This window comes from Streptomyces sp. RG80, assembly GCF_040446465.1.
Classification (GTDB): Bacteria; Actinomycetota; Actinomycetes; order Streptomycetales; family Streptomycetaceae; genus Streptomyces.
Map to the genome: position 1 here is coordinate 587,209 of NZ_JBEAAJ010000004.1, position 24,049 is coordinate 611,257.

Here is a 24,049-nt window from a genome sequence, read left to right on the forward strand (position 1 = left end):
AAACAGGTGACCGTCACGACAGGCGCGCGAGGGCGGCGGCCGCCGCGGTGCCCTCCTCCGCGCTGAACACATGCAGCACGAGCCCGGACTCACCTGGTCCGGCGGGCACATGCAGCGTCTCGAAGTCCAGCTCCAGCAGCCCGACGACGGGGTGCCGCAGCCGCTTGCGCCCGGCGGCGCACATCGTGACCTCGCCGGAGTCCCAGATCCGCCGGAACTCATCGCTGGCGGCGGTCAGTTCACCGATCAACGCGGCCAGCTCACCGTCGTCCGGATGCCGCCCGGCGGCCACCCGCAACTGTCCCACGGCCTCGGCGGCCCGAGCCTCCCAGTCCGGATACAGCTCCCGGGCGGCGGGATCGAGGAACACGAACCGCGCGTTGTTGGGGTCCCGCCGCCCGGGCACACCCAGACCGCCCATCAGCTCGGACCCGAGCCGGTTCCAGGCGACCACGTCGAGGCGATGGTCGGTGGCGAAGACGGGCAGCCGATCCATGGCGTCCAGCGCGCGCCGCAGTCCGGGCCCGATCCGGGTGTCCGGCACGGGTTCGGGCCGCCCGGAGGCGAGGGTGTCGAGATGCCGCCGCTCCGCCGCGTCGAGCCCGAGCGCCCGGGCCAGCGCGTCCAGCACCTCGGCGGACGGCTGGTTGGCCCGCCCCTGCTCGAGACGGACGTAGTAGTCCACGCTGATCCCGGCAAGCTGCGCCAACTCCTCGCGCCGCAACCCCTGCACCCGCCGCCGCTTCTGCCCGCCGACCCCGACCCGCTCCGGCGCGACCCGCCCACGACGGGCCCGCAGAAAGCTGCCGAGAGCCCGCTGCCCGTAGTAACTCCCGTCCATGACCCCAGTATGGGTGGCCCTACGGATACCAGGACTGCCGATCCGTTGGTCGAAGGGGGTTCTGGCTGGCGAGGGCCGACCGGGAGACGGTGAAGGCACGAAGCCGAGAAGCCGAAGAAGCGGATAAAGCCGATGAAGTCGATGAAGAAGATCCTGATCGTCAGCGCCCACCCCGAACCCCGTTCCCTGAACGCCGCGTTGACGACGTTCGCGGTGAACCACTTGCGCGAGGCAGGCCACGAGGTACGCCTCTCCGACCTCTACGCGATGAAGTGGAAGCCGACGGTCGACGCCGACGACTACCCCGACCACCACGACCCGGCCCGCCGCCTCCACGTGATGGCGGACTCCGAACAGGCCACCCTGGAAGGCAGGCTGGCCCCGGACATCACCGCGGAACAGGAGAAGATCCGCTGGTCGGACGCGGTGGTGTTCCAGTTCCCGATGTGGTGGTTCGGCCCACCGGCGATCCTGAAGGGCTGGATCGACCGCGTCTTCACCAGCGGCTTCGCCTACGGCCCCGAGGTCCCGCCCCCGTACGGCGAAGGCTCGTTGGGGGACGGTCGCCGAGCCCTGCTCTCCGTGACACTGGGCGCCAGGGAGACGTCGTTCTCCGACCGAGGCATCCACGGTCGCCTGACAGACGTGCTCCACCCGCTCCAGCACGGCCTGTTCTGGTTCACCGGCATGGCCCCCCTGGACCCCTTCGCGGTGTACGACGCGAACGAGCTACCGGAGGACCGCTTCGAGGCGGCCCGACAGACATACGCGAGGCGCCTGGACACCCTGTTCACCGCGGAACCGATCCCGTACCGCTCCCTGACAGGCGGCGACTACGACCACGACATGCGCCTACTGCCGGAACGGGAACGCCCCGGCACGGCAGGCCTGGACCTGCACGTCCTCAACCCTGGGATCGACACGCCTCACTGCTGATAGGGCTGCTGCTGAGGCTGCCCGTACGCCTGCTGCCCACCGGCGGCCTGCACCTGCAACTGCTCCGCCTGCTCTCCGGTGATCTTCTGCTCCACGCCACAGAAGGTGCACTGCGTCGAGTACTTCGTCGAGAACGGGAACAGCGGCACAAAGAACAACGTGAACTTCGTGACCCGCTTCCGAAGCGTATGAGCAGCGGGATTCCCACACTGGCCACAGACCAGGGTGAGTATCGCGAGCTGGTAGAGGTAACCCTTGGTACCAAAGATGATCATGCGAGATCCTTTCGGGGCCCAGACCGATGCCTGCCGCCAAGGCTACGACCACCCCCGCGGGGACCCACACCAAACAGCTGAGGCGCCCACGGATTCCGTAGACGCCTCACCTGCTGTTTCAGCTGTCGGGGTGGCGGGATTTGAACCCACGACCTCTTCGTCCCGAACGAAGCGCGCTGCCAAGCTGCGCTACACCCCGATGTCGCTGCTGTTCCTGCTTGTCGCGGCGACGACGTTTACTTTAGCCCACTGGTGGCTGGAGACGAAATCCGGTTTTGGCGCGGTGGTGGGCGCGGTGGCGGATCGGATTGGGGCGGGCGTGGTCGAGGGCGACGAGGAGGACGGCGAGGGCGTAGAAGGAGAGGCCGAGGAGGAGGGCGTTGCCGAGGATGGTCTTGTAGCCGTGCAGGTCGACGTCGAGGAAGGGGTAGAGATAGCGGGCCGGCGTGCCGGGGAGGATCAGTTCGCCTCGGGTGAAGGAGAACGCCAGATAGGCCAGGGGAAAGAAGAGCCAGGTCGCCGCCTGGCGGAGGTGGAAGCGGCCGGGCGCGGTCAGGAACAGCCAGTCCACCACCGCCGCGATCGGGACCGCCGTGTGCAGGACGTGGTTCGTCAGGGCCTGCCAGCCCGTCGGTGCCGTCGCCCCGCCCGTCAGCGAGAAGGGGCTCGCCGCGTCGGCCAGCAGTAGGTGGTACACCGAGCCGCTGATCAGGACGTAGAGCAGCGTCGCGCCGGTCAGCGCGGCCGGCAGCGGGCGGCGGGCGGACCACGCCCGTTTCGCCGACACCGTGAGGACCAGTGCCAGCAGGATGCTGCTCTGGATCGTGAAGTAGCTCAGCACGCGTGTCGGGCTGCCGAGGACGAGGTCGATCGTCACGGCCGCGGCGGTCGCGAGGGCGACCAGCAGGCGGTACGCGGCGGCGAGGGGTCGGCGTACGGGGGCCACCACCGCCGTCGCGGGGACGGGGGAGGGCAGCAGCGCGGGCATGCCCGGGATCGCGGGAAGGTCCGGGATGTCCCTGGGTATCGGGGCGGTCATGCCCTCACGCTAAGCACCCCCGACAAATGGGGCGATACGGGCGGGCCGTGCGGGTTACCCAACGACCCGGCACCCGTGAGGGAGCTAGGGAGACCCACCGCGACCGCACCCTCGTCACCGGCAGGACCCGGCACCCGTGTGGGAGCTAGAGGGCCCCACTGCGACCGCACCCTCGTCACCCGCAGGACCCGGCACCTGTGCGGGAGCCACGGAGCCGACCGGCAACCACACCCTCGTCGCCCGCACCGTCCGCCACCCACGCGGGACCTACTCCCGCCCCACCAGCGCCAGCACCCCCGCCACCGGCCCGGCACCCGTGCCGAAGCTACGAAGCCGCCTACGACCGCACCCCCGTCACCGGCACGACCCAGCCCCCGCACGGCAGCTACAGAGCCGACCGGCAACCACACCCTCGTCACCGGCCCCACCCGCCCCCCCCGCACGGGCCCTACTCCCGCCCCACCAACGTCAGCAGCGTCGCCTCCGGCGGGCACGCGAACCTCACCGGCGTATAGCGGTTCGTCCCGCACCCCGCCGACACGTGCAGATACGACGTCCGGCCCTCCGCCGCATGCGTGGAGAGCCCCTTCACCCGCTCCGTGTCCAGGTCGCAGTTGGTCACCAGCGCGCCGTAGAAGGGGATGCACAGCTGTCCTCCGTGGGTGTGGCCGGCGAGGAGCAGCGGGTAGGCGTCCGCGGTGTACGCGTCCAGGACGCGCAGGTACGGCGCGTGCACCACGCCCATCGAGAAGTCCACGGCGGACGACGGGCCGCCGGCCACCTCCGCGTACCGGTCCCGCTTGATGTGCGGGTCGTCCAGGCCGGTCAGCTCGACCGACATGCCCTCGATCTTCAGCACGCCGCGGGTGTTCGTCAGGTTCAGCCAGCCCGCGGCGTCGAAACCGTCCCGCAGGTTCTCCCACGGGTTGTGGACCACGCCCACGGCGGGCGGGTTGCCGTTCAGGCCGTGGCGGCCGCTCGCCTTCTCCAGCAGATAGCGGGCGGGGTTACGGGGCTTGGGACCGTAGTAGTCGTTCGAGCCGAAGACGTACGCCCCCGGGAACTCCATCAACGGGCCCAGCGCGTCCAGGACCTCCGGCACGCCGTCCGGGTCCGAGAGGTTGTCGCCGGTGTTGATCACGAAGTCGGGGCGCAGGCCCGCCAGCGAGCGCAGCCAGCGCTGCTTCTTGCGCTGGCCGCCGACCATGTGGATGTCGGAGACCTGGAGTACGCGCAGTGGGCCCATCCCGGCGGGGAGGACGGGGACCGTCACCCGTCGGAGTCGGAACGAGCGGGCTTCGAAGCCCGCCGCGTACACCAGACCGGCGGCGCCCGCCCCCGCGACCGACAGAGGTACTCCGTATCGCGCGCGCATGGGTCCCATCGTGTCAGACGCGGGAAGGGCTTCGTCCCCCACCGTCCCCCTGAAGCCGCCCCCCACTGTCCACCGTCCCCCGAAACCAACCCCCTTGACGCTCCCTTTAAATCGGCGGGCGTCCGGCCTCGCGCACCTGCGAGAATCAGTCACATGACCACCACGCTCAAGTCGAAGCTTCAGGAAGACCTCACGGCCGCGATCAAGGAGCGCGACGAGCTCCGCTCCTCGACGCTCCGCATGACGCTGGCCGCCATCACCAAGGAGGAGGTCGCGGGCAAGGAGAAGCGGGAGCTCTCCGACGACGAGGTCCTCAAGGTGATCACCAAGGAGGCGAAGAAGCGCCGCGAGGCGGCCGACGCCTTCGCCGAGGGTGGTCGTGCCGAGTCGGCCGAGCGGGAGAAGGCGGAGGGCGAGGTCCTCGCCACGTACCTGCCCAAGCAGCTGTCCGACGAGGAGCTGAACGACATCGTCGCCCAGGCCGTCGAGGAGGCGAAGGCGGCGGGGGCCGAGGGGCCGCGGGCCATGGGTGCCGTCATGAAGATCGTGAACCCGAAGGTCGCGGGCCTGGCGGAGGGCGGCCGCGTCGCCGCCACCGTGAAGAAGCTGCTGGCCGGCTGACCGACCGCGCCCGACAACGGCGAACGGCCCCTTCACCGTCGTACAGAGAATTCCGTACGAGGGTGAAGGGGCCGCCGTTTTCGACGGGCCGACCGCTCAGCTACCGGAGCCGCTCAGCCACCGGACTGCTCAACCACCCAGCCGCTCAGCCGTTCCGCCCGCCGTTCCCGTTGTTGCCCTGGAACAGGTTCTCCGGGATCGAGAAGGTCGGGTCCGGGAAGGTGCCGCCGTCCGTGCCGCCGTTGTCCGAGCCGCCGTCGTCGTCGCCGTTGTCCCCGTCTCCGTTGCCGTTCCCGTTGCCGTTTCCGTTGCCGTTCCCATTCCCGTCCCCGTTCCCGCGGTCCGGGTTGTCGGGGGGGAGTTGGATGAAGTTGAACCGCGGGGAGTCCTTGCCGGCGAGGGCGCCGGTCATGGCGTCCTTCCAGATCGGGCCCGGGACCTTGCCGCCGAAGACGAGGTCGTTGTACTCGCCGCCGATGTAGATGTTCTTCATCTCGACCTTCTGGGAGGCGCTGCCCACCCAGACGGCGCCCGAGAGGTTCGGCGTGTAGCCGACGAACCAGGCGTTCTTGCGGGAGTCCGTCGTACCCGTCTTACCGGCGTTGTCGCGGTCGGAGAGGCCTGCCGCCGTACCGGTACCGGAGTCGACCACGCCCTTGAGGAGCTGGTTGACGGTGTCCGCGGTCGTCTCGGACATGGCGCGCGAGCAGGTCGACTTGGGGACCTCCAGCGACTTGTGCTGCTGAGCGACCTTCTGGGTGATCGACTCGATGGCGATCGGCGTGCAGTACATGCCGCGGGCGGCGAAGGCGGCGTACGCGGTCGCCATCGTCAGCGGGGAGATGCCCTTGGAGCCCAGCGCGATCGCGGGCACCTCGGGCAGCTTGTCGCCGTTGCCCTGGACGACCTGGAGCTTGTTGGTCATGTTGACCACGGGGCACAGGCCGATGTCGGAGATCATCTGCACGAAGTAGGTGTTGACCGACAGCTCCATCGCCTTGCGCAGGCGGTAGGGGCCCTTCTCCGACTCCGACTCGTTCTCCAGCGTCTCGCCGTTGGTGTTGACCCACGGCTTGCTGTCGCAGGTCTGCACCGGGCTCGGGTACTCCATCTGGTACGGCGACGAGTACTCCTGGTTCGCCGGCCGGCCCTCCTCCAGCGCGGCCGCCGCGACGAACGGCTTGAACGTCGAACCGGTCGGGAAGCCGTAGTTGGATCCGCCCATGCTGTAGCCGACCGAGTAGTTGATCTCGGTCTCGTTCTTGCCGTAGCCGTACGGCTTCGACTGGCCCATTCCGACGATCTTGCCGGTGCCGGGCTCGACGAGGGTGGCCGCGGCGGCGACCTTGTCCGACTTGTAGACGTGGTCCTTGAGCGAGGCCTGGACCGAGTCCTGCGCCTGCGGGTCGAGCGTGGTCTTGATCGTCAGACCGCCCTGGTTCCAGACCTTGGCGCGAGCTTCCTTGGTCTTGCCGAAGACCGGGTCGCTCTTGAAGACGGCCTCGACGTACTTGCAGAAGAAGCTGGCGCCCTTCACGGCCGTGATGCAGCCGTTCTTGGGCTGGCTGACCTTCAGGCCGAGCTTCTCCTCCTGGGCCTTGGTGGCCTCCGCGCGGGAGATGTCGCCGACCTCGGCCATGCGCTGGAGCACGATGTTGCGCCGCTTGGTGGCCTCGGCCTCGTCGTTGATCGGGTCGTAGCGGCTCGGCGACTGGACGATGCCGGCGAGCAGCGCCGACTGAGCCAGCGTGAGGTCCTTGGCGGACTTGGAGAAGTAGCGGTGGGCGGCGGCCTCGACACCGTAGGCCTGCTGGCCGAAGAACGTGATGTTCAGGTAGTTCTCGAGGATCTTCTTCTTGCCGAGCTCCTCCTCGACCTGGATCGCGTACTTCAGCTCCTTGATCTTGCGGCCGAGGGTCTGCTGGGTGGCCTGCGCGACCTTCGTCGGGTCGTCGCCGGCCTCCTCCACGAAGACGTTCTTCACGTACTGCTGGGTGAGCGTCGAGGCGCCCTCGGCGACCCCGCTGCTCTGGACGTTCTTGTTGAGCGCGCGGAGCACGCCCTTCAGGTCCACCGCGCCGTGCTTGTAGAAGCGCGAGTCCTCGATCGCGACGATCGCCTTCTGCATGGACGGCGCGACGTCCTTGAGCTCGACCACCGTGCGGTCGCGTGAGTACACCGTGGCGATCGTGCCGCCCTTGGCGTCCAGGATCGTGGTGCGCTGGCTCAGCGGCGGCGTCTTGAGGTTGGCCGGGAGCTCGTCGAAGCTCTCCACCGACCCCTTCGCCGCGAGCCCGAGCGCACCGAAGGCGGGCAGCGCGATACCGGCCAGCACCGCACCCGAGAGCACGCTGACACCGAGGAACTTGGCGGCCTGCTGGGTGGGGGAGAGCCCACCACCGGAGCGCTTCTTCGACATGGAGGGCAGCCTAATCCGTACTCATGAACGTTCGACGAGTCCCGTGGCCGTTTCGAGCGCATGGCAAAGAGAGCGCCTACCTTCTCATTCGCCGGACACGCGCGCAGGCCTTGGCCTAAGCTGCTCTCAACTGTCACAGCAGTGCGGCCACGTATCAATACGTCCGGCGACCCCGAATCGTTCCGGAGGTTCCCCAAGTTTTTGTAGGGGACGTGTCCGAATCCGCCTTGTGTGTCATCTGGTGCCCGTTGTGACTCAACTGAACTGTCCCGCTTTGCCGGGATGATCACGCATGTCGCGGGCTCACTCCCCCGGGTGATCTGCCGCTTACCCATAGTCCGTTCGGGCCATTCAAGATTGGGCCCGAAGGGGGTGTTGCGCTGTGCCCACCTTCCGTAACGTCCTCAACTGGCGGCGGTGAATATGCCGCTGCCGCCGTGGGGGAGCCTCGATTCGGGAGAGGACGGCGCCGGTATGGGCTGGGTAGTCGACTGGAGTGCGCAGGCGGCCTGCCGCACTACCGATCCGGATGAACTGTTCGTTCAAGGAGCAGCGCAGAACAGGGCCAAGGCGGTGTGCACCGGATGCCCGGTGCGCACGGAGTGCCTGGCGGACGCGCTCGACAACCGCGTCGAGTTCGGTGTGTGGGGAGGAATGACGGAGCGGGAGCGCCGCGCACTGCTGCGCAGGCGGCCCACCGTGACCTCCTGGCGCCGGCTTCTGGAGACTGCGCGTACGGAGTACGAGCGAGGGGCCGGCATCCTGCCCCTCGACGATGACGAGGTGTACGAGCACTACGCGGCGGTGAGCTGAGGGCGAGGCCCTTCGGGGTCCGTCCGCCTCCGCTCGACCGTCAGACGGCCCCGGCCGCCCGTCGGCTTCGGCCGCGCTGCCGTGGGCTCAGCCGCTGCATGTCCGCGGTCCCAGCGTCGTCAGTGGTCGGTCTCAGCCGTCCGCGGTCTCCGGGTCGCCCGTGGTCTCGGGCAGCTCCGGCCGACCGGCCGCGAGCCGTGTTCCGATGTCTCGCAGCCCCGCGAGGTCGTGTACGTCGCCGGGCAGCGCGGCCACTTCTGCCACCGCCACCTCGGGGTGGAGCGCGGTGAAGCGGTCACGCGTGCGCTGCTCGCGGGAGAGCAGCCGCATACGCTCGGCATGCAGCCTCAGCAGGCCTGCGGTGAGTTGTTCGACGGTCGGGTCCGCGGCGGAGTCTGCGACGGCGGGGGAGCCTTCGGAGGAAGCCTGATCGGACACGAGGGAAGACGCGGGGGAATCTGAACTGCCGTCTGTGTCGGGAGAGTTACGAACTCCAGCTTTCCCGCCCTCCTGATCGACAATGCGGGACTTCGCAAGATTTTCCGCGACGGGGTCCTGGACCAGGTCGAGATTCTCCGCGGCGGCGAGTGCCCGCTCGGCCGACAGCCGGGCGGCGCCGCTGCCGTGCACCCGGTTGAGCACCAGCCCCGCGAACGGCATGTCCTCGGCGGCCAGGCGTTCCACGAAGTACGCGGCCTCCCGCAGCGCGTCCCGCTCCGGTGCCGCGACCACCAGGAACGCCGTGCCGGGCGCCTGAAGCAGCTTGTACGTCGCGTCCGCGCGCGTGCGGAACCCGCCGAACATCGAGTCCATGGCGGCCACGAACGTCTGGACGTCCTTGAGGAGCTGACCGCCGAGCAGCTTGCCGAGGGTGCCGGTCATCATCGACATCCCGACGTTCAGGAACTTCATCCCCGCGCGTCCGCCGAGCTTGGCCGGGGCGGTGAGCAGCCGGATCAGCTTGCCGTCGAGGAAGGACCCGAGCCGCTTGGGCGCGTCCAGGAAGTCCAGCGCGGACCGGGACGGTGGGGTGTCGACGACGATGAGGTCCCATTCGTCCTTCGCCCGCAGCTGCCCCAGCTTCTCCATCGCCATGTACTCCTGCGTGCCCGCGAAGCCCGCCGAAAGCGACTGGTAGAAGGGGTTGCCCAGGATCGCGGACGCCCGCTCGGGGTCCGCGTGCGCCTCGACGATCTCGTCGAAGGTGCGCTTCATGTCGAGCATCATCGCGTGCAGCTCGCCGTCGCCCTCGACGCCCTTCACCCGGCGTGGGGTGTTGTCGAGCGAGTCGATGCCCATGGACTGGGCGAGCCGGCGGGCCGGGTCGATGGTGAGCACGACGACCTTCCGGCCGCGCTCGGCGGCCCTGAGGCCCAGCGCCGCCGCGGTCGTGGTCTTGCCGACCCCGCCCGAGCCGCAGCACACCACGATGCGGGTCGCCGGGTCGTCGAGCAGGGGGTCGAGGTCGAGCACGCGCGCGGGGGAGAGGCGGTGCTGCCGGTCCTGGTCCGCGCTCATGAGACTCCCTGCTTCCGCAGTTCCGTGGCCAGCTCGTACAGGCCCGCCAGGTCCATGCCCTCGGCGAGCAGCGGCAGTTCGTGCAGCGGCAGGCCCAGCTCGGCGAGCACCGCGCGCTGTTCGTGCTCCAGCGCGTACCGCTCGGCGTACTCCTCGGCCTGGGCGAGGAGCGGGTCCACCAGCCGCTCGGCGTGCCCACCGCGCCGCGCCCCGCCGAGCCCGGCGGCCGACAGCACCTGCGCGAAGGAGGAACGAGTGGTCTCCCGTACGAGTTCCAGCTCGGTGGCGTCCAACACCTCCGGGCGCACCATGTTCACGATGGTCCGCCCCACCGGCAGTTTCGCCGCCCGCAGCTCGGCGATCCCGTCCGCGGTCTCCTGGACGGGCATCTCCTCGAGCAGCGTCACCAGGTGCACGGCCGTCTCCGGCGACTTCAGCACCCGCATCACGGCCTGCGCCTGATTGTGTATCGGCCCTATCTTCGCGAGCCCCGCCACCTCGTCGTTGACGTTCAGGAAGCGGGTGATGCGTCCGGTGGGGGGTGCGTCCATGACGACGTAGTCGTAGGCGAACCGCCCGGACTTCTCCTTGCGGCGCACCGCCTCGCACGCCTTGCCGGTCAGCAGGACGTCCCGGAGGCCGGGCGCGATGGTGGTGGCGAAGTCGATGGCGCCGAGTTTCTTCAGGGCCCGGCCCGCTCCACCGAGCTTGTAGAACATCTGGAGGTAGTCCAGAAGGGCCAGTTCGGGGTCGATGGCGAGGGCGTACACCTCCCCGCCGCCGGGAGCTACCGCGATCTTCCGTTCCTCATAGGGCAATGCCTCCGTCTCGAAGAGCTGTGCGATGCCCTGGCGGCCCTCGACCTCGACGAGAAGCGTGCGCTTCCCCTCGGTGGCCAGAGCCAGCGCGAGGGCCGCGGCCACCGTCGTCTTACCGGTTCCGCCCTTGCCACTGACGACCTGGAGCCTGCTCACGCCTTCGAGCGTAACCATTCGATGCGGGTACCAACCGGCAGGCTGTGGATACTGCGTTTTTCCGGGGGGCGGCCCCCGGACCCCCGGGGGCGAAGCCCGTGCGTGGGCAGCGGCTAAAGTCGGCCGCATGACCAAGTGGGAATACGCGACTGTGCCGCTGCTCGTACACGCCACGAAGCAGATTCTGGACACCTGGGGCGAGGACGGCTGGGAGCTCGTCCAGGTCGTGCCCGGGCCGAACAACCCCGAGCAGCTGGTGGCCTACCTGAAGCGGCCGAAGGCGTGAGCGCGGTCGAGGCGAGGCTCGCCGAGCTCGGTCTGACGCTGCCGGAGGTCGTCCCTCCGCTGGCCGCCTACCAGCCGGCCGTGCGGTCGGGCGTGTACGTGTACACCTCCGGCCAGCTGCCGATGGTCGAGGGCAAGCTTCCGGTCACCGGCAAGGTGGGCGCGGAGGTCACCCCCGAGGAGGCCAAGGAGCTGGCCCGCACCTGCGCGCTGAACGCGCTGGCGGCCGTCAAGTCCGTCGCCGGTGATCTGGACCGCGTCGCGCGCGTGGTGAAGGTCGTGGGCTTCGTGGCGTCCGCGTCGGACTTCACCGGTCAGCCGGGTGTCATCAACGGCGCGAGCGAGCTGCTCGGCGAGGTTCTCGGCGACAAGGGCGTCCACGCGCGGAGCGCGGTCGGCGTGGCGGTGCTGCCGCTGGACGCGCCGGTGGAGGTCGAGGTCCAGGTGGAGCTGACCGGCGAGTAGCCGAGATCCGCGTGGACCTGACCGGTGGGTAGCCGATGGGTGGTGGCACCACCGGTCACCTCTCGAACATTCGCGCACCACGGGATAGCCTCCGCCCATGGCGAATGGGCAGTGGTTTCCGCAGGACTGGCCGGAACGCATCCGTGCGCTCGCCGACGGCACGCTCACCCCGGTCGTCCCCAAGCGCGCGGCGACCGTGATGCTCCTGAAGGACACCGACGCCGGTCCCGTCGTGCACATGCTGCGCAGACGCGCCTCCATGGCTTTCGCCGGGGGCGCGTACGCGTATCCGGGCGGCGGGGTGGACCGTCGCGACGACGACCACCAGATCCGCTGGGCGGGCCCCACGCGCGCGTGGTGGGCCCAGCGGCTCGGCGTCGGCGAGGCGGAGGCCCAGGCCGTCGTGTGCGCGGCCGTACGGGAGACGTACGAGGAGGCGGGCGTCCTGCTCGCCGGTCCCACCCCCGACTCGGTGGTCGGGGACACGACCGGCGCGGACTGGGAGGCGGACCGGGAGGCGCTGGTCGCCCGGGATCTGTCCTTCGCCGAGTTCCTGGAGCGCCGCGGCCTGGTCCTGCGCTCGGACCTCCTCGGCGCCTGGACCCGCTGGATCACCCCGGAGTTCGAGTCCCGCCGCTACGACACCTGGTTCTTCGTCGCCGCCCTCCCCGCGGGCCAGCGCACCCGCAACGCCTCCACGGAGGCCGACCGCACGGTGTGGATCCGGCCCGAGGACGCGGCGTCCTCGTACGACAAGGGCGAGCTGCTGATGATGCCGCCCACGATCGCGACCCTGCGGCAGCTCACCCCGTACGACACGGCCGCCGCCGCCCTCACCGCCGCCCCCGACCGCGACCTCACCGCCGTCCTGGCCAGGGCCCACCTGGTCGACGACGAGATCGTGCTGTCCTGGCCGGGCCACGACGAGTTCACCAAGCACATCCCGACCGGTGGAGCCACGGCATGACGGCACGGTCGACGCCGCTGGAAGGAACCTCCGCATGACCGACGCAGCGGCCCTGCCCGGCCAGCCGAGGGGCGGGGTGCTCTCCGGCCCCGCCACCCCGAGGGCCGTCAACGTCCTCGCGCCCAACGCGTCCGCGATGACCCTGGACGGCACGAACACCTGGATCCTCGCCGAGCCCGACTCCGAACTGGCCGTCGTGGTCGACCCCGGACCGCTGGACGAGGGGCATCTGCGCCGCGTCCTCGACACCGCCGAGCAGGCCGGCAGGCGCGTCGCCCTCACGCTGCTGACGCACGGTCACCCGGACCACGCCGAGGGCGCCGTCCGCTTCGCCGAGCTGACCGGCACGAAGGTGCGGGCCCTGGACCCGGCGCTGCGGCTCGGCGACGAGGGGCTGGCCGCCGGGGACGTGGTCCGGGTGGGCGGCCTGGAGCTGCGGGTGGTACCGACGCCCGGGCATACCTCGGACTCGCTGTGCTTCCATCTCCCGGCCGATCAGGCGGTCCTGACGGGCGACACGGTCCTGGGACGCGGGACGACGGTCGTGGCGCACCCCGACGGCCGCCTGGGCGACTATCTGGACTCCCTGCGCCGCCTGAGGTCGCTCACGGTCGACGACGGCGTCCACACGGTCCTCCCGGGCCACGGCCCCGTCCTGGAGGACGCCCAGGGCGTGGTGGAGTTCTACCTCGCCCACCGCGCCCACCGGCTCGCCCAGGTGGAGACGGCCGTGGAGGACGGCTACCGGACGCCCTCCGAGGTCGTGGCCCATGTGTACGCGGACGTGGACCGGTCCCTGTGGCCGGCGGCGGAACTGTCGGTCCGGGCTCAGCTGGAGTACCTCCAGGAGCACGGGCTGATCTAGGCCCCGGCGCCTGACGCGCGCGTCGCCTTCACGCCGTGCACGCGCGCGTACTCCTCCGCCAGCCACGGCCCGAGATCGTCGACGTACGACATGAGCACGGCCCGGTCCCCGCGCGGCTCGTACCCCCGCACCGCCGCCGCCCGCATCTGCTCGGCCCGCTCGGGGTAGTACGCGCCGAACGCCTCCGCCATCTCCGTCAGATCGCTCGTCCAGCCGTTCCAGCGGGGCATCACGAGGGTGAAGCCGGTGCGGACGAGACGGCGGGACATGGAGCGCACGAGAGGCCGCAGGGCCTCCTCCGTGTCGTCCGCGCGCGAGATGCGCTCGCGCCAGCGCGGCAGCAGCAGGGCGAGGTCCCCGTTGGTCTCGCGCGCGAGCCGTGAGTCGGGGCGGTAGCGCGGCAGGTACTCCGCGAGGTCGTCGCCGAGCAGCGGGGTGCACAGACAGGCCACGAACCACCCCAGGTCGTACGTCTCCGGCTCGCTGAGCAGCCGTGCCCGGCCGTACAGCAGCGTCCCGGCCCCGTCGATCTGCGGGAACTCCTTGTCCAGGGCGGTGTCGAGCGCCCCCGCCGCCTCCCGGTCCGCGTCCGTCGGTTCCTCGTGCAGGGCGACCAGCAGATCCAGGTCGCTGTGCCCCACGCGCGCGGTGCCACGCGGGATCGACCCGTAGAGGTACGCGCTGTGCAGCCGCGCCCCGAACACCTCCAGCAACCGGTCCCGCGCCACGGCGACGACGGGACGAAAGGCGTGCGGCACGCGCGCGAGGGAGCCTTCGCGCTCGAGATAGCCCTCGGAGTCGAGCCCCTGGGAGCGAATCGATTCAGCCATGGGTCAACTGTGCCAACTCCACCCGCTCCGGCGTTCGAGGAAGGGTACGGCGGCCCCGGGGCCCCACCCACCCGGCCCCGCACTCGTCAGCGCAGCCCCCAGGAGGCGACGGGCACACGAGCGAGGGCCCGCCTCACGAAGAGACGGGCCCCTGAGACTCGTACGGCCAAGACCAAGCGTCAGCGAGACCGCTTTGCGAGCCGCTCCACGTCCAGCAGGATCACCGCGCGGGCCTCCAGGCGGAGCCAGCCGCGCTGGGCGAAGTCGGCGAGGGCCTTGTTGACCGTCTCGCGGGAGGCGCCGACCAGCTGGGCCAGCTCTTCCTGCGTGAGGTCGTGGACGACGTGGATGCCCTCCTCGGACTGCACGCCGAAGCGGCGGGAGAGGTCGAGGAGCGCGCGGGCGACGCGGCCGGGGACGTCCGAGAAGACCAGGTCGGACATCTGGTCGTTGGTCTTGCGCAGTCGGCGGGCGACGGCGCGCAGCAGCGCGGTGGCGACCTCGGGGCGGACGTTCAGCCAGGGCTGGAGGTCGCCGTGGCCGAGGCCGAGCAGCTTGACCTCGGTCAGCGCGGTGGCGGTCGCGGTGCGCGGGCCCGGGTCGAAGAGCGACAGCTCGCCGATCAGCTCGCCGGGGCCGACGACGGCGAGCATGTTCTCGCGGCCGTCGGGGGAGGTGCGGTGCAGCTTGACCTTGCCCTCCGTGACGACGTAGAGCCGGTCGCCAGGGTCGCCCTCATGGAAGAGGGAGTCGCCACGCGCGAGGGTCACCTCACTCATGGAGGCGCGGAGCTCCGCGGACTGCTCGTCATCGAGCGCCGCGAAGAGCGGGTTGCGCCGCAGAACGTCGTCCACGAGTTCTCTCCTTGTCGACCTGCTCAGGGGATCTTGCTCCCCCTTGGTACCAGGGGACCGTGTTCCCCATTTTGCCGGACGGTCCAAACAGTGTGATCTGTCACAAGGATGCCGCACACATGTCCCGAGGTAAGCGGCAGGGGTCCAATCGGGGGCCGATCTCCTGGGTCCGGGGCGATTGTCGGTGCCGGGCTTTAGGCTGGCCGGGTGTCCAAATCGCCGGTGAGAGCACAGGCCAAGGGGGCTGGGCGGGTGGTTGTACGTCGGGATTCCGCTGTGGGCGAACAGGACCCCGGTGGCGGAAAGAAAACGGCAAAAGCGACAAAGAAGGCTGCGGTGAAAAAGGCTCCGGCGGTGGTGAAGCAGGCTGCCGAGAAGAAGGTCCCCGTGAAGAAGGCTGCGGCGGGAAAGGTTCCGGCCAAGACCGTCGCCGTCAAGCCCGCGAAGACGGAGTCGCCCACCGCGCTGGTGCGCCGCGCTCGCCGGATCAACCGCGAGCTCGCGGAGGTGTATCCGTACGCCCACCCCGAGCTGGACTTCGAGAACCCCTTCCAACTCGTGGTCGCCACGGTGCTGTCCGCCCAGACCACCGACCTGAGGGTCAATCAGACGACCCCCGCCCTCTTCGCGAAGTACCCGACCCCCGAGGACCTGGCCGCCGCCAATCCCGAGGAGGTCGAGGAGATCCTCCGCCCGACCGGGTTCTTCCGGGCCAAGACCAAGTCGGTCATAGGGCTGTCGAAGGCGCTGGTGGAGGACTTCGGCGGTGAGGTGCCCGGCAGGCTGGAGGACCTCGTCAAGCTGCCCGGCGTAGGCCGCAAGACCGCCTTCGTCGTCCTCGGCAACGCCTTCGGGCGACCCGGCATCACCGTGGACACGCACTTCCAGCGGCTGGTGCGGCGCTGGCGGTGGACCGCCGAGACCGACCCCGACAAGATCGAGGCCGCGATCGGCGCGCTGTTCCCCAAGAGCGACTGGACGGACCTCTCGCACCACGTCATCTGGCACGGCCGCCGAATCTGCCACGCCCGCAAGCCCGCCTGCGGCGCCTGCCCCGTCGCCCCGCTCTGCCCGGCGTACGGCGAGGGCGAGACGGACCCGGAGAAGGCGACGAAGCTCCTCAAGTACGAGAAGGGCGGTTTCCCTGGGCAGCGGCTCAACCCTCCGCAGGCGTATCTGGACGCGGGCGGGAAACCCGCGCCGCCGTTGGGGGCTGGATGACACGCCGTCGGGCACGCTCCCAGGAACGATCTCGGGGCCTCGAGGCGTTGGACTCGCAAGGACGGGGGTGGCGATGACACGCGCGAGCAACGCACAGGGCGTGGCACTCAGCAAGGAGGGCCTGCCGCACTGGCTGGACCCGGTGGTGGACGCCGTCGAGACGGTGGAGCCGGTGCAGCTGAGCAGGTTCCTGCCGCCGGCGAACGGGGCGGGACGGCAGTCGGCCGTGCTGATCCTGTTCGGCGAGGGCGACCGCGGACCCGAGCTGCTGCTCATGGAGCGGGCCAGCTCGCTGCGGTCCCACGCCGGGCAGCCCTCCTTCCCCGGCGGTGCCCTCGACCCGGAGGACGGCGACCCGAAGGCCGACGGGCCGCTCAGGGCCGCCCTGCGCGAGGCCGAGGAGGAGACCGGGCTCGACCCGGCCGGTGTCCAGCTCTTCGGTGTGCTGCCCAAGCTCTACATCCCGGTCAGCGGCTTCGTCGTGACCTCGGTCCTCGGCTGGTGGCGCGAGCCGAGCCCGGTCGGAGTCGTCGACCCCAACGAGACGGCACGGGTCTTCACGGTTCCCGTGGCGGATCTCACGAACCCCGACAACCGGGTCACGACCGTCCACCCCAGCGGCCACCGAGGTCCGGCATTCCTGGTCGAATCGGCGCTGGTCTGGGGCTTCACGGCCGGGATCATCGACCGTCTGCTGCACTTCTCGGGCTGGGAGCGCCCCTGGGACCGGGAGAAGCAGGTCCCGCTCGACTGGCGGTCATGACAGGGTGTCTGCCGTGTTGTGTCGTGTGATGAGGCGAGGCCTGAACCGGTGAACGTGCTGGACATCCTGTTGCTGCTCGCCGCCGTGTGGTTCGCGATCGTCGGCTATCGCCAGGGCTTCGTCGTCGGCATCCTGTCGGTGATCGGCTTCATGGGCGGCGGCCTGGTCGCCGTCTATCTGCTCCCCGTCGTCTGGGACGTCCTCACCGACAACGCGGAGGTCAGCACGACCGCCGCGGTCGTCGCGGTCGTCGTGGTCATCGTCTGCGCCTCCGTCGGCCAGGCCCTGACCACCCATCTCGGCAACAAGCTCCGCCGGTACATCACCTGGTCCCCGGCCCGCGCCCTGGACGCCACCGGCGGCGCCCTCGTCAACGTCGTCGCGATGCTCCTGGTCGCGTGGCTGATCGGGTCCGCCCTCGCCGGTACCACCCTGCCGACGCTCGGCAAGGAGGTCCGTAACTCCAAGATCCTCCTCGGTGTCGCGCGGGCGCTGCCCGACCAGGCGAACACCTGGTTCGCGGACTTCTCCTCGGTCCTCGCGCAGAACGGCTTCCCGCAGGTCTTCAGCCCGTTCGCCAACGAGCCGATCAACGAGGTCCAGCCGCCCGACCCGGCCCTCGCGAACAGCCCGGTGGCCGCCCGCGCCAAGCAGTCCATCGTCAAGGTCATGGGCACCGCGCAGAGTTGCGGCAAGGTCCTCGAAGGCAGCGGCTTCGTCTTCGCCGAGCGCCGCGTCATGACCAACGCGCATGTGGTCGGCGGCGTCGACGAGCCCACCGTCCAGATCGGCGGCGAGGGCAGGAAGTACGACGCGACGGTCGTCCTGTACGACTGGGAGCGCGACATCGCCGTACTCGACGTGCCCGACCTGGACGCGCCCGCCCTCAAGTTCACGTCCACGGACGCCAAGAGCGGCGACAGCGCGATCATCGCGGGCTTCCCGGAGAACGGCGCGTACGACGTCCGGGCGGCGCGTGTGCGCAGCCGTATCCCGGCCAACGGGCCGGACATCTACCACCGCGGCACCGTGCACCGCGATGTGTACTCCCTCTACGCGACCGTCCGCCAGGGCAACTCCGGCGGCCCGCTGCTCACCCCCGACGGGGAGGTGTACGGCGTGGTCTTCGCGAAGTCCCTGGACAACGCCGCCACCGGGTACGCGCTGACCGCGGACGAGATCGAGGAGGACATCGTCAAGGGGCGCACCGCGAACCAGCAGGTGGACAGCGACAGCTGCGCGCTGTGAGTCCTGCTCGGCCCTGCCGAGAAGGGCGTCAGCCTCGAGGGTGGCGCAGGCGCACCGAGACCCAGCGGGCCCGGCGGCGCAGGATGTGCGGAATGCCCACCCGGAGGTCCGTGCCCTGCATCTGCGGGGCCCCTCCTCGCTGGTGGGGGCTCAGACCGTGGCCCGAGCGGCGGTTGCGTGCTGCGTCACTGTAGTCGTGCGTCCAGCCCATACCCCGACGTGTGCCCCTGCCCCAAGGTCGATAACCGCCCCCAGGGCCCCCAATTGGCCTATGCGCCAGGCAATTGGCTGTTCGTAGGACAGGTGTTCAGTTCCGAATACCGGGCGCGCCCACACGGTCACCGATCGGGTTCGGGATCCTTCAGCCAATTGATCAGTTCTGCACTGAAAGCGACCGGATCCTCCTCGTGCGGACTGTGCTTTCCCGGGGGCCGACCCCCGGACCCCCAGCCGATCTCCGCGCGGACGCCGGTCACCGGTCGGGTTCCGGATCCTTGAGCCAGTTGATGAGCTCTGCCGAGAAAGCGACCGGATCCTCTTCGTGCGGGAAGTGGCCGAGGCCGTCGAACAGGCGCCAGCGGTAGGGGGCTTCGACGTACTCGCCGGAGCCGGCCGCGCTGCGGGTCCGCAGGACCGGGTCCAGTGAGCCGTGCAGATGCAGCGTAGGCACCCGCACCGGCCGCTTCATACGGCGGTTGAACTGGATGCCGTCGGGACGGGCCAGGGAGCGCACCATCCAGCGGTACGGCTCGATCGAGCAGTGCGCCGTCGACGGGATGCACATCGCGCGGCGGTACGTCTCCACCGCGTCGTCGTCCGGCAGCACCGGGCCGGACCAGTCCCGCATCAGCCGGGCCACCAGCGCGCCGTCGTCCGCGGTCAGTTGCCGCTCCGGCACCCAGGGGCGCTGAAACCCCCAGATGTAGGAACCGGCACGCGTCTGCTTGACGTCCGACAGCATCGCCGAGCGCCAGCGCCGCGGATGCGGCATCGAGGACACCGCGAGCCGCCGCACCAGCTTCGGGCGCATCGCGGCCGCCGTCCACGCCAGGTATCCGCCCAGGTCATGGCCGACCAGCGCGGCGTCCGGCTCACCGAGGGAGCGGATCACGCCGGTGATGTCGAGGGCGAGGTTGGCCGGGTCGTAGCCGCGCGGGGTGCGGTCGCTGCCGCCGACGCCCCTGAGGTCCATGGCGACGGCCCGGAACCCGGCGTCGGCCAGCGCGGGCAGCTGGTGCCGCCACGTCCACCAGAACTGCGGGAAACCGTGCAGCAGCAGGACCAGCGGGCCGTCGCCCATCTCGGCGATGTGGAAGCGCGCACCGTTGGCGGCCACCTCGCGATGGGTCCAGGGCCCGTCCGGTCGTACTACTGAGGCAGGTGTGGCGGGGTCGGTCATGACGACGAGCGTGCCACAGCCTCGATGGCCTCCGGCACACGGTCCTGCGTCAGCTCGGGCCGCGGATGCGGCTTGGCCTTCTGCAGAACGCTCGCCGTCTCCTTCATCGACGCGGCCGTCTTCTGCGCGCCGCCGCCCTTCTTCGCCTTCTTCGCGAAGACCACGCCGATCAGCGCGAGGAGGCCCGCGATCAGCACGTTGGCCGCGAAGGACAGCAGGAAGCAGACCGCCATGTTCCAGTCGCTCCAGGTCCGGATGCCGTACGCGAGGGCGAAGTTCAGCATCGGCAGGGAGAACACCAGCACCGCGCCGGCCACCATGAACGCGCCGCCGCTCGTCGCGCCGCGCTTCACGTCCCGCTTGAGCTGCGCCTTGGCCAGCGCGATCTCGTCGTGCACCAGCGCGGACATCTCGGTCGTCGCCGAGGCGAACAGCTGGCCGATGCTGCGTTCGGCGCCGACCGGGCTGCCGTCGGGTGCGCTCATCGCGTTCTCCCTGGATTCGTCCTGCGTAAGGATTCGTCTTTTGTACCGTCCCGTCAGATCATGCCCGACGGTCGTCCTCCTCGCCTGCCCCGCCCGTCACTTCGGCAAGCCGTTGTCGCTCGGCGGCCTTCAGTTCGGCGATCCGGCGGTGCTCGGCGGCCTTGCTCTCGTGGATCGCGGCCATGCGCAGGTGGTACGCCGGGTCGTCCTCCTCGTAGATGTCCGGGATGCCGTCCAGGTCGTCGTCGCGCTCCTCGGCCTCGACCATCCGGCGGTACTTGGCGTTGCGGATCTTCAGCAGCGTGGTCGCGAGGGTCGCCGCGATGAGCGAGCCCAGCAGTACGGCCGCCTTGACCTCGCCGGTGAGTGCAGCGTCGCCGTCGAAGGCCAGCTCGCCGATGAGCAGCGACACGGTGAACCCGATGCCGGCCAGGGTCGCCACCGCGAAGACGTCGGCCCACTCGAGGTCGTCGCTGAGCGCGGCCCGGGTGAAGCGGGCCGTCAGCCAGGTCCCGCCGAAGATCCCGAGCGCCTTGCCGACGACCAGCCCGAGGACGACTCCGAGCGTCTCCGGCTTGGTGAACACATCGCCCAGCGCACCGCCGGACACCGAGACACCGGCGCTGAACAGGGCGAACATCGGGACGGCCAGCCCCGCCGAGAGCGGACGTACGAGATGCTCGATGTGCTCGCCCGGGGAGTGCTGCTCGCCCTCCCGGGTGGTGCAGCGCAGCATCAGGCCCATCGCGACGCCCGCGACGGTGGCGTGGACGCCGCTGTTGTACATCAGGGCCCAGATGACGAGCGCGAGCGGCACGTAGACGTACCACCCGCGTACGCCCTTGCGCAGCAGCAGCCAGAAGACGACCAGGCCGAGCACCGCGCCGCCGAGCGCGGCGAAGTCGATCTCGGCGGTGAAGAAGACCGCGATGATCAGGATCGCGAAGAGGTCGTCGACGACCGCGAGGGTGAGCAGGAAGGCGCGCAGGGCGCTCGGCAGGGAGGTGCCGATGACCGCGAGCACGGCCAGCGCGAAGGCGATGTCGGTGGCGGTGGGGACCGCCCAGCCCTGGAGCGATCCGCCGCCGGAGAGGTTGGTCAGGACGTAGACGAGGGCCGGTACGGCCATCCCGCACAGGGCCGCGACCACGGGCAGCGCGGCTGCCCTGGGGTCCTTCAGGTCACCGGCGACGAGCTCGCGCTTGAGTTCGATCCCGGCGACGAAGAAGAAGATCGCGAGGAGGCCGTCGGCCGCCCAGTGGGCGATCGAGAGGTGCAGGCCGAAGGCTTCGGGGCCGAGGTGAAAGTGGCTGACGCTCTCGTAGCTGTCGTGCAGCGCGGGTACGTTCGCCCAGATCAGGGCCGCGATCGCGGCGACGAGGAGCAGTACGCCGCCGACGGTCTCGGTGCGCAGCGCATCCCCGACGAAGGTCCGCTCGGGCAGGGACAGCCGTCCGAGGACTTTGCGGTGGTGGGGGGTGCGGGGCGCGGCCATCGGGGGGTCCTCCGGTCGGTGGGTAGGGCGGAGCTGCTCGCCGACCAGACTTCCCGGCACACCTTCGGAGTCACGCTGTTTTCGTTAGCTTACCTAAGTTAGCTTACCGAAAAGGGGTGCCCGGCGCGCTTTCACGCCGGGCACCCGTTTCAGCGGACGGGATCTCAGTCCTCGCTCGGCGCCGCCGGGAGCTTCGCCTGGATGAGGTCCATGACCGTGGAGTCGGTCAGGGTGGTGACATCGCCCAGCTGACGGTTCTCGGCGACGTCCCGCAGCAGCCGGCGCATGATCTTGCCGGAGCGGGTCTTCGGCAGCTCGGCGACCGGGAGGACCCGCTTGGGCTTGGCGATCGGGCCGAGGGTGGCGCCGACGTGGTTGCGCAGGTCGGCGATGAGGTTCTCGTCCTCGGCGTTCGCCGTGCCACGCAGGATCACGAAGGCGACGATGGCCTGCCCGGTGGTCTCGTCGGCGGCACCGACGACGGCGGCCTCGGCGACGGAGGGGTGGGAGACCAGCGCGGACTCCACCTCCGTCGTAGAGATGTTGTGGCCGGAGACGAGCATGACGTCGTCCACGCGACCGAGGAGCCAGATGTCGCCGTCGTCGTCCTTCTTCGCCCCGTCACCGGCGAAGTACTTGCCCTCGAAGCGCGACCAGTAGGTGTCGAGGAACCGCTGGTCGTCGCCCCAGATGGTGCGCAGCATCGACGGCCACGGCTCGGTGAGGACCAGGTAGCCGCCACCGCCGTTGGGGACTTCCTGCGCCTCGTCGTCCACCACGGTGGCCGAGATGCCGGGCAGCGGGGTCTGCGCCGAGCCCGGCTTGGTCTCGGTGACGCCCGGCAGCGGGGAGATCATCATCGCGCCGGTCTCGGTCTGCCACCAGGTGTCCACGATCGGCGTCCGGTCCGCGCCGATGTGCTTGCGGTACCAGATCCACGCCTCGGGGTTGATCGGCTCACCGACCGAGCCCAGCACCCGCAGGCTGCTGAGATCGAACTTCGCGGGGATGTCGTCGCCCCACTTCATGAACGTACGAATGGCCGTCGGGGCCGTGTAGAGGATCGTGACGCCGTACTTCTGCACGATCTCCCAGAAGCGGCCCTGGTGCGGGGTGTCCGGCGTGCCCTCGTACATGACCTGGGTGGCGCCGTTGGCGAGCGGCCCGTAGACGATGTACGAGTGCCCGGTGACCCAGCCGACGTCGGCCGTGCACCAGTACACGTCGGTCTCCGGCTTGAGGTCGAAGACGGCGTGGTGGGTGTACGCGGCCTGGGTGAGGTAGCCGCCGGAGGTGTGCAGGATGCCCTTGGGCTTACCGGTCGTTCCCGAGGTGTAGAGGATGAACAGCGGCTGCTCGGCCTCGAACGCCTCGGGGGTGTGCTCGGCGGACTGCCGCTCCACGATCTCGTGCCACCACACGTCGTGGCTGTCGTCCCAGGCGACCTCCTGCCCGGTCCGGCGCACGACGAGCACGTGCTCGACGTTGTCGACCTTGGTGAGCGCCTCGTCGACGGCAGGCTTGAGCGCGGACGGCTTGCCGCGGCGGTAGCCGCCGTCGGAGGTGATGACGACCTTGGCGTCGGCGTCCTGGATGCGGGTGGCGAGCGCGTCCGCGGAGAAGCCGCCGAAGACGACCGAGTGCGCGGCGCCGATGCGGGCGCAGGCCAGCATCGCGATCGCCGTCTCCGGGATCATCGGCATGTATACGGCGACCCGGTCGCCCTTCTGCACGCCCAGCTCCAGCAGGGCGTTCGCGGCCTTGGAGACCTCGTCCTTGAGCTCGGCGTAGGTGATCGCCCGGCTGTCGCCCGGCTCGCCCTCGAAGTGGATGGCGACCCGGTCGCCGTTGCCCGCCTCGACATGCCGGTCGACGCAGTTGTACGCGACGTTGAGTTCGCCGTCCTTGAACCACTTGGCGAACGGCGGGTTCGTCCAGTCCAGCGTCTCCGTCGGCTCCTTGGCCCAGGTCAGCCGACGGGCCTGCGTGGCCCAGAAGCCGAGCCTGTCAGCCTTGGCCTCTTCGTACGCCTCGGCCGTGACGTTGGCGTTCGCGGCCAGGTCAGCAGGCGGCGCGAAGCGACGCTCCTCCTTCAAGAGGTTGGCCAGGCTTTCGTTGCTCACGACATCTCCCTTTCCCAGGGTGTCCGTTGTGTCCCAGGCCACAGCTCATCAGACCGGAGGGTGTCTGACAAGGGCCGTTTGAAAATTGGTTTAGACCTGTGAGGGTCCGTTCCTTCGTCAAGCTCGGCGGCCGGGCTCATTCGTACCCACGTACGCCGACCAGGCAGAGTTCATGATCTGTAACGCCTCTCACACTCCGGCCCAAGTACGGGTGTAACGCCACCCGCGAGAAAGGAGT

24 protein-coding genes and 1 tRNA gene are annotated in these 24,049 nt (G+C 69.9%); 10 read left to right on the top strand and 15 right to left on the bottom strand.

The genetic code is table 11. The features are described from left to right. Positions 1-13 precede the first annotated feature (13 nt). Positions 14-841: a helix-turn-helix domain-containing protein gene (locus tag ABKA17_RS16815; RefSeq protein WP_353692850.1), complete on the bottom strand. Its 828-nt coding sequence runs from the start codon at positions 839-841 to the stop codon at positions 14-16. Positions 842-973: 132 nt separating this feature from the next. Between ABKA17_RS16815 and ABKA17_RS16820 the strand changes: the two genes are divergently transcribed. Next, complete coding sequence (locus ABKA17_RS16820; protein ID WP_353692851.1) at positions 974-1,777, top strand: NAD(P)H-dependent oxidoreductase; 804 nt, start codon at positions 974-976, stop codon at positions 1,775-1,777. Here the strand turns inward: ABKA17_RS16820 and ABKA17_RS16825 are convergent. The 4 genes from ABKA17_RS16825 to ABKA17_RS16840 all read right to left on the bottom strand — a co-directional run bounded on the left by ABKA17_RS16825 (position 1,768) and on the right by ABKA17_RS16840 (position 4,466). Beyond that, on the bottom strand, positions 1,768-2,052 hold the full coding sequence (locus ABKA17_RS16825) for a zinc ribbon domain-containing protein (protein ID WP_353692852.1): 285 nt from the start codon (positions 2,050-2,052) through the stop codon (positions 1,768-1,770). The genes ABKA17_RS16820 and ABKA17_RS16825 overlap by 10 nt on opposite strands. A 125-nt stretch (positions 2,053-2,177) precedes the next feature. Then, positions 2,178-2,251 (bottom strand) — tRNA-Pro (locus ABKA17_RS16830). Positions 2,252-2,293: 42 nt separating this feature from the next. Next, positions 2,294-3,091, bottom strand: coding sequence for a Pr6Pr family membrane protein (locus ABKA17_RS16835; protein WP_353692853.1), 798 nt, complete (start codon positions 3,089-3,091; stop codon positions 2,294-2,296). A gap of 448 nt (positions 3,092-3,539) precedes the next feature. Continuing rightward, positions 3,540-4,466: a metallophosphoesterase gene (locus ABKA17_RS16840; RefSeq protein ID WP_353692854.1), complete on the bottom strand. Its 927-nt coding sequence runs from the start codon at positions 4,464-4,466 to the stop codon at positions 3,540-3,542. Positions 4,467-4,619: 153 nt separating this feature from the next. On the opposite strand from ABKA17_RS16840, the gene ABKA17_RS16845 reads away from it, so the two are divergent. Continuing rightward, positions 4,620-5,087: a GatB/YqeY domain-containing protein gene (locus tag ABKA17_RS16845; RefSeq protein WP_353692855.1), complete on the top strand. Its 468-nt coding sequence runs from the start codon at positions 4,620-4,622 to the stop codon at positions 5,085-5,087. A 145-nt stretch (positions 5,088-5,232) separates the two neighbouring features. Here the strand turns inward: ABKA17_RS16845 and ABKA17_RS16850 are convergent, their stop codons facing one another. Then, the gene (locus tag ABKA17_RS16850; RefSeq protein ID WP_353692856.1) at positions 5,233-7,506 is read right to left on the bottom strand and encodes a transglycosylase domain-containing protein; all 2,274 of its coding nucleotides are present in this window, start codon (positions 7,504-7,506) and stop codon (positions 5,233-5,235) included. A gap of 474 nt (positions 7,507-7,980) precedes the next feature. On the opposite strand from ABKA17_RS16850, the gene wblA reads away from it, so the two are divergent. Next, positions 7,981-8,319 (top strand): transcriptional regulator WblA, encoded by a 339-nt coding sequence (wblA, locus tag ABKA17_RS16855; RefSeq protein WP_353692857.1) that lies wholly within the window; start codon positions 7,981-7,983, stop codon positions 8,317-8,319. 132 nt (positions 8,320-8,451) lie between these two features. On the opposite strand, the gene bagB is transcribed toward wblA, so the two are convergent. Next, positions 8,452-9,837: an ATPase BagB gene (gene bagB / locus ABKA17_RS16860; RefSeq protein WP_353692858.1), complete on the bottom strand. Its 1,386-nt coding sequence runs from the start codon at positions 9,835-9,837 to the stop codon at positions 8,452-8,454. Beyond that, a complete protein-coding gene (bagA, locus tag ABKA17_RS16865; RefSeq protein ID WP_353692859.1) occupies positions 9,834-10,811 on the bottom strand; it encodes an ATPase BagA in 978 nt (325 codons plus the stop codon). Before bagA ends, bagB begins: the two co-directional genes overlap by 4 nt. Positions 10,812-10,938: 127 nt before the next feature. On the opposite strand from bagA, the gene sp36 reads away from it, so the two are divergent. The 4 genes from sp36 (at position 10,939) to ABKA17_RS16885 (ending at position 13,393) form a co-directional block, all read left to right on the top strand. Then, entirely contained in the window at positions 10,939-11,097 is a 159-nt protein-coding gene (sp36, locus tag ABKA17_RS16870) for a Sp36 family protein (RefSeq protein ID WP_353692860.1), read from the top strand. Next, positions 11,094-11,561 (top strand): RidA family protein, encoded by a 468-nt coding sequence (locus ABKA17_RS16875; protein ID WP_353692861.1) that lies wholly within the window; start codon positions 11,094-11,096, stop codon positions 11,559-11,561. Before sp36 ends, ABKA17_RS16875 begins: the two co-directional genes overlap by 4 nt. A 97-nt stretch (positions 11,562-11,658) precedes the next feature. Further along, the gene (locus tag ABKA17_RS16880) at positions 11,659-12,528 is read left to right on the top strand and encodes an NUDIX hydrolase (RefSeq protein WP_353692862.1); all 870 of its coding nucleotides are present in this window, start codon (positions 11,659-11,661) and stop codon (positions 12,526-12,528) included. 34 nt (positions 12,529-12,562) lie between these two features. After that, the gene (locus ABKA17_RS16885; RefSeq protein WP_353692863.1) at positions 12,563-13,393 is read left to right on the top strand and encodes an MBL fold metallo-hydrolase; all 831 of its coding nucleotides are present in this window, start codon (positions 12,563-12,565) and stop codon (positions 13,391-13,393) included. Here ABKA17_RS16885 and ABKA17_RS16890 read toward each other — a convergent pair. Both ABKA17_RS16890 and ABKA17_RS16895 read right to left on the bottom strand, forming a co-directional pair. Then, on the bottom strand, positions 13,390-14,223 hold the full coding sequence (locus tag ABKA17_RS16890) for a nucleotidyltransferase domain-containing protein (protein ID WP_353692864.1): 834 nt from the start codon (positions 14,221-14,223) through the stop codon (positions 13,390-13,392). The genes ABKA17_RS16885 and ABKA17_RS16890 overlap by 4 nt on opposite strands. A gap of 179 nt (positions 14,224-14,402) precedes the next feature. Continuing rightward, on the bottom strand, positions 14,403-15,077 hold the full coding sequence (locus ABKA17_RS16895; RefSeq protein ID WP_266824125.1) for a Crp/Fnr family transcriptional regulator: 675 nt from the start codon (positions 15,075-15,077) through the stop codon (positions 14,403-14,405). A 276-nt stretch (positions 15,078-15,353) separates the two neighbouring features. Here ABKA17_RS16895 and nth point away from each other — a divergent pair, with 276 nt between their 5' ends. The 3 genes from nth (at position 15,354) to ABKA17_RS16910 (ending at position 18,309) form a co-directional block, all read left to right on the top strand. After that, positions 15,354-16,298: an endonuclease III gene (gene nth, locus ABKA17_RS16900; protein ID WP_353692865.1), complete on the top strand. Its 945-nt coding sequence runs from the start codon at positions 15,354-15,356 to the stop codon at positions 16,296-16,298. A gap of 73 nt (positions 16,299-16,371) precedes the next feature. Then, positions 16,372-17,061, top strand: coding sequence for an NUDIX hydrolase (locus ABKA17_RS16905; protein WP_353692866.1), 690 nt, complete (start codon positions 16,372-16,374; stop codon positions 17,059-17,061). Positions 17,062-17,109: 48 nt separating this feature from the next. Further along, positions 17,110-18,309 (top strand): MarP family serine protease, encoded by a 1,200-nt coding sequence (locus tag ABKA17_RS16910; protein WP_353692867.1) that lies wholly within the window; start codon positions 17,110-17,112, stop codon positions 18,307-18,309. A 28-nt stretch (positions 18,310-18,337) separates the two neighbouring features. Here ABKA17_RS16910 and ABKA17_RS16915 read toward each other — a convergent pair whose 3' ends face one another. The 5 genes from ABKA17_RS16915 to acs all read right to left on the bottom strand — a co-directional run bounded on the left by ABKA17_RS16915 (position 18,338) and on the right by acs (position 23,811). Next, positions 18,338-18,520 carry a hypothetical protein gene (locus ABKA17_RS16915; RefSeq protein WP_095046639.1) on the bottom strand — a complete coding sequence of 61 codons (183 nt, stop codon included), beginning with the start codon at positions 18,518-18,520 and terminating at the stop codon, positions 18,338-18,340. Between the two features lie 261 nt (positions 18,521-18,781). Beyond that, positions 18,782-19,708, bottom strand: a complete 927-nt coding sequence (locus ABKA17_RS16920; RefSeq protein WP_353692868.1) for an alpha/beta fold hydrolase — start codon at positions 19,706-19,708, stop codon at positions 18,782-18,784. Next, positions 19,705-20,193 carry a phage holin family protein gene (locus tag ABKA17_RS16925; RefSeq protein ID WP_353692869.1) on the bottom strand — a complete coding sequence of 163 codons (489 nt, stop codon included), beginning with the start codon at positions 20,191-20,193 and terminating at the stop codon, positions 19,705-19,707. Before ABKA17_RS16925 ends, ABKA17_RS16920 begins: the two co-directional genes overlap by 4 nt. A gap of 58 nt (positions 20,194-20,251) precedes the next feature. Continuing rightward, positions 20,252-21,688: a Na+/H+ antiporter NhaA gene (gene nhaA, locus ABKA17_RS16930; RefSeq protein ID WP_353692870.1), complete on the bottom strand. Its 1,437-nt coding sequence runs from the start codon at positions 21,686-21,688 to the stop codon at positions 20,252-20,254. A 164-nt stretch (positions 21,689-21,852) separates the two neighbouring features. After that, the gene (gene acs / locus ABKA17_RS16935) at positions 21,853-23,811 is read right to left on the bottom strand and encodes an acetate--CoA ligase (protein ID WP_353692871.1); all 1,959 of its coding nucleotides are present in this window, start codon (positions 23,809-23,811) and stop codon (positions 21,853-21,855) included. Positions 23,812-24,049 lie beyond the last annotated feature (238 nt).